Origin of the sequence: Streptomyces sp. MB09-02B, assembly GCF_033794485.1 — a bacterium.
Classification (GTDB): Bacteria; Actinomycetota; Actinomycetes; order Streptomycetales; family Streptomycetaceae; genus Streptomyces.
Genome location: NZ_JARGEE010000640.1, coordinates 1 through 3,540 on the forward strand (window position 1 = coordinate 1; position 3,540 = coordinate 3,540).

Here is a 3,540-nt window from a genome sequence, read left to right on the forward strand (position 1 = left end):
GGGGCGGGTGGCGTCGGAGGTGGGTGGGGTGACTGTGGCAGGGCGGGTGCGGGTGCGTCGCGGCTGGTCGCGCGGTTCCCCGCGCCCCTGGTGATGGCCCTGCGGGCAGATCACCCCTCCCCGCACCCCCCGACTCGTTGGCACCCGTGCTCGTACGGGACAATGGGGCATGTGACTCGGATCGTGATCATCGGTGGCGGACCCGGCGGATATGAAGCGGCGCTGGTGGCCGCACAGCTCGGTGCGGAGGTGACCGTCGTGGACTGCGACGGTCTGGGCGGGGCGTCGGTGCTGACCGACTGCGTGCCGTCGAAGACCCTCATCGCGACGGCAGAGGTGATGACGACCTTCGACTCCTCGTACGAGGAGCTGGGGATCATCGTCGCCGACGACACCCCGCACATCGACACGCCCGCGCGTGTCGTCGGTGTGGACCTCGGCAAGGTCAACCGGCGTGTGAAGCGGCTCGCGCTGGCGCAGTCGCACGACATCACCGCCTCGGTGACGCGCGCCGGCGCGCGGGTCATGCGCGGGCGCGGGCGGCTGGCGGGGCAGCAGGACCTCGACGGGTCGCGCAAGGTGGTCGTGCGCGCCGCCGACGGGTCCGAGGAGACCCTGACCGCCGACGCCGTGCTCATCGCCACCGGCGGGCACCCGCGTGAGCTGCCCGACGCGCAGCCGGACGGCGAGCGCATCCTCAACTGGACCCAGGTCTACGACCTCGACGAGCTGCCGGAAGAGCTGATCGTCGTCGGGTCCGGTGTCACCGGTGCCGAGTTCGCCGGTGCCTACCAGGCGCTCGGGTCGCGCGTCACGCTCGTCTCCAGCCGTGACCGGGTGCTGCCGGGCGAGGACCCGGACGCCGCCGCCGTCCTGGAGGACGTGTTCCGGCGGCGCGGGATGAACGTCATGGCGCGGTCGCGGGCCCAGTCCGCCAAACGGGTCGGGGACCGGGTCGAGGTCACGCTCGCGGACGGGCGCGTCATCACCGGCTCGCACTGTCTGATGGCCGTCGGCGCCGTCCCCAACAGTGCCGGGATGGGCCTGGAGGAGGCCGGCGTCAAGGTCAAGGAGTCCGGGCACATCTGGACCGACAAGGTGTCGCGGACCACCGCCCCCGGCGTGTACGCGGCCGGTGACGTCACCGGCGTGTTCGCGCTGGCGTCCGTCGCCGCCATGCAGGGCCGTATCGCCATGTACCACTTCCTGGGCGACGCCGTGGCCCCGCTGAACCTGAAGACCGTCTCGTCCAACGTCTTCACCGACCCCGAGATCGCCACCGTCGGCTACACCCAGGCCGACCTGGACGCCGGTGTCATCGACGCCGTCGGGGTGAAGCTGCCGCTGCTGCGCAACCCGCGTGCCAAGATGCAGGGAATCCGGGACGGCTTCGTCAAGATCTTCTGCCGGCCGGGCACCGGCATCGTCGTCGGCGGTGTGGTGGTCTCCCCGCGCGCCTCCGAACTGATCCACCCGATCTCGATCGCGGTCGACAACAACCTGACCGTCGAGCAGATCGCGAACGCGTTCACCGTGTACCCCTCCCTGTCCGGCTCGATCGCCGAGGTCGCGCGCCAGCTCCACACGCGCAAGTCGGGCGACGGGGTCTGACCGACCGTACGGACTGTACGGTCGGTGCGATCTGTACCGTCTGTGCGGTCTGACCGATGTGTGCCGGGTTCCGTCCGGGATAGTCCCTATATCACTTCTCGCCCCACCCTGCGAACAACTTCTGCTATTCGGCGCAAACTGCTGAAAGCAGATGGTCGTTGGCGTTACTGTCAGTTTCGTGTTCGCTGCAGAACGTCGTCAATTGATCCTCGAAATGGTGCGGGCCAATGGAGCCGTGTCGCTCCGTGAGCTCGCCCGCGTCGTCCAGACCTCCGAAGTGACCGTACGGCGGGACGTGCGCGCTCTGGAGGCAGAAGGACTCCTCGACCGCCGACATGGCGGTGCGGTATTGCCGGGCGGGTTCACGCGGGAGTCCGGCTTTCCGCAGAAGTCTCATCTCGCGACCGCCGAGAAGACGGCCATCGCCGATCTCGCCGCGAGCCTCGTCGAAGAGGGCGAGGCCATCGTGGTCGGGGCGGGGACCACCACGCAGGAGCTGGCACGCCGGCTCGCGCGGGTCCCCGGGCTGACCGTCGTCACCAACTCCCTGCTGGTGGCCCAGGCGTTGGCCCATGCCAACCGTGTGGAGGTCGTGATGACCGGCGGCACCCTGCGCGGTTCCAACTACGCCCTGGTCGGCTCCGGAGCCGAGCAGTCCCTCCAGGGGCTGCGCGTCTCCAAGGCCTTCCTCTCCGGGAGCGGACTGACCGCCGAACGCGGCCTGTCCACGTCCAACATGCTGTCGGCGTCCGTCGACCGCGCGCTGGTCCAGGCCGCCGCCGAGGTCGTCGTCCTCGCCGACCACACCAAGCTCGGCACCGACACGATGTTCCAGACGGTGCCGACGGACGTGATCACCCGGCTGGTCACCGACGACCCGCCCGGCCACGACGACCGCGCGGTCACCGAGCTGCAGGCCCTGGCCGATCAGGGCGTGCAGATCTCCGTGGCCGGGGCGTCGGGCGGCGGCGGTACGGGAGGCGATCCCGTCCCGGCGCGTCCCCCGCGCCGGGACGTGCCCCTTCCGGGGCCCCGCCGCAACCAGGTCCACGGCACCGCGCCCCAGTTGCGCACCGCCACGGTCCTGGGGGAGCAGTCGCCCGCCGGTGAACGGGAGCGGGAGCGCGCGGCCCGGGTCGCGGACCTGCGGCGGCGGTAGGGGACGTGGGGCCGCGGTGCCGGTAGGGCGGGCGGTCTGCGCCGCCGATGGCGCGGTGCCCATGGCGTCGGTGGGTGCACAGGCCCAGTTGCGGCCGCTCGGTTCGGGCTACGGCTTCAGGCCGCGCAAGGTCAGCGTCAGCAGGCGGTCGGCCAACTCCGGGTCGTCCGGGGTTTCCTCGGCCGCCAGCGCGATCGCGTGGGTGAGCTGGAGCAGGTCTCCGATGGAGACGTCTTCGCGTACGGCGTGAGCGTGTTGCGCCCGCCGGAGCAGGGCGGTGCCCGCCTCCCGGATGGGGGCGCAGCACCGGGCCAGGTCCGAGGCGTTCTCGTCCACGGCGCGGGAGTCCGCGTACGAGACCGTCATCAGGGCCTGCGCCAGGCCACGGTACTCGCCCGCGTGGGTGATGATGTCGCGCAGCCAGGCGACGAGTGCCGTGCACGGGTGGTCCGCGCGCAGATGTGTCCGGGCGCGGGCCAGCAGATCGGCGACGGCTTCCTCGAACACCGCGCTCAGGAGGGCCTGGCGGTTGGGGAAGTGGCGGTACAGGGTGCCGATGCCCACGTCCGCGCGCCGGGCGATGTCCTCGAGCGAGGCGGTGGTGCCGTGGGCCGCGAAGGCGAGGCGGGCCTCGGTGAGCAGGCGGTCGTGGTTGCGGCGGGCGTCCGCGCGGAGGGGCCTCCGGCCTGCTGCGGGGGGCTTGACCGGGTTGGGGCTCACCGTCGCTTCACCTGCTCTCTTCTGGCGGGGGCGTCTTCAGCCCAAGAGCT

Annotated in this window: 3 protein-coding genes; 2 read left to right on the forward strand and 1 reads right to left on the reverse strand. The window is 71.5% G+C overall.

Translation table 11 applies throughout. From position 1 onward, the window contains the following. Positions 1–162 precede the first annotated feature (162 nt). On the forward strand, positions 163–1,611 hold the full coding sequence (locus tag P1P70_RS42125; protein ID WP_045562869.1) for an NAD(P)H-quinone dehydrogenase: 1,449 nt from the start codon (positions 163–165) through the stop codon (positions 1,609–1,611). A gap of 151 nt (positions 1,612–1,762) precedes the next feature. Further along, the gene (locus P1P70_RS42130) at positions 1,763–2,770 is read left to right on the forward strand and encodes a DeoR/GlpR family DNA-binding transcription regulator (RefSeq protein WP_319247412.1); all 1,008 of its coding nucleotides are present in this window, start codon (positions 1,763–1,765) and stop codon (positions 2,768–2,770) included. Between the two features lie 108 nt (positions 2,771–2,878). Here the strand turns inward: P1P70_RS42130 and P1P70_RS42135 are convergent, their stop codons facing one another. Continuing rightward, positions 2,879–3,490, reverse strand: a complete 612-nt coding sequence (locus P1P70_RS42135) for a helix-turn-helix domain-containing protein (protein ID WP_319247414.1) — start codon at positions 3,488–3,490, stop codon at positions 2,879–2,881. Positions 3,491–3,540: the final 50 nt, after the last annotated feature.

What these genes read in the sequence shown, in the direction of transcription:
- P1P70_RS42125 (WP_045562869.1), top strand. Translation starts at nt 163, where the DNA reads ATGGGGCATGTGACTCGGATCGTGATCATCGGTGGCGGACCCGGCGGA.
- P1P70_RS42130 (WP_319247412.1), top strand. Translation starts at nt 1,763, where the DNA reads ATGGTCGTTGGCGTTACTGTCAGTTTCGTGTTCGCTGCAGAACGTCGT.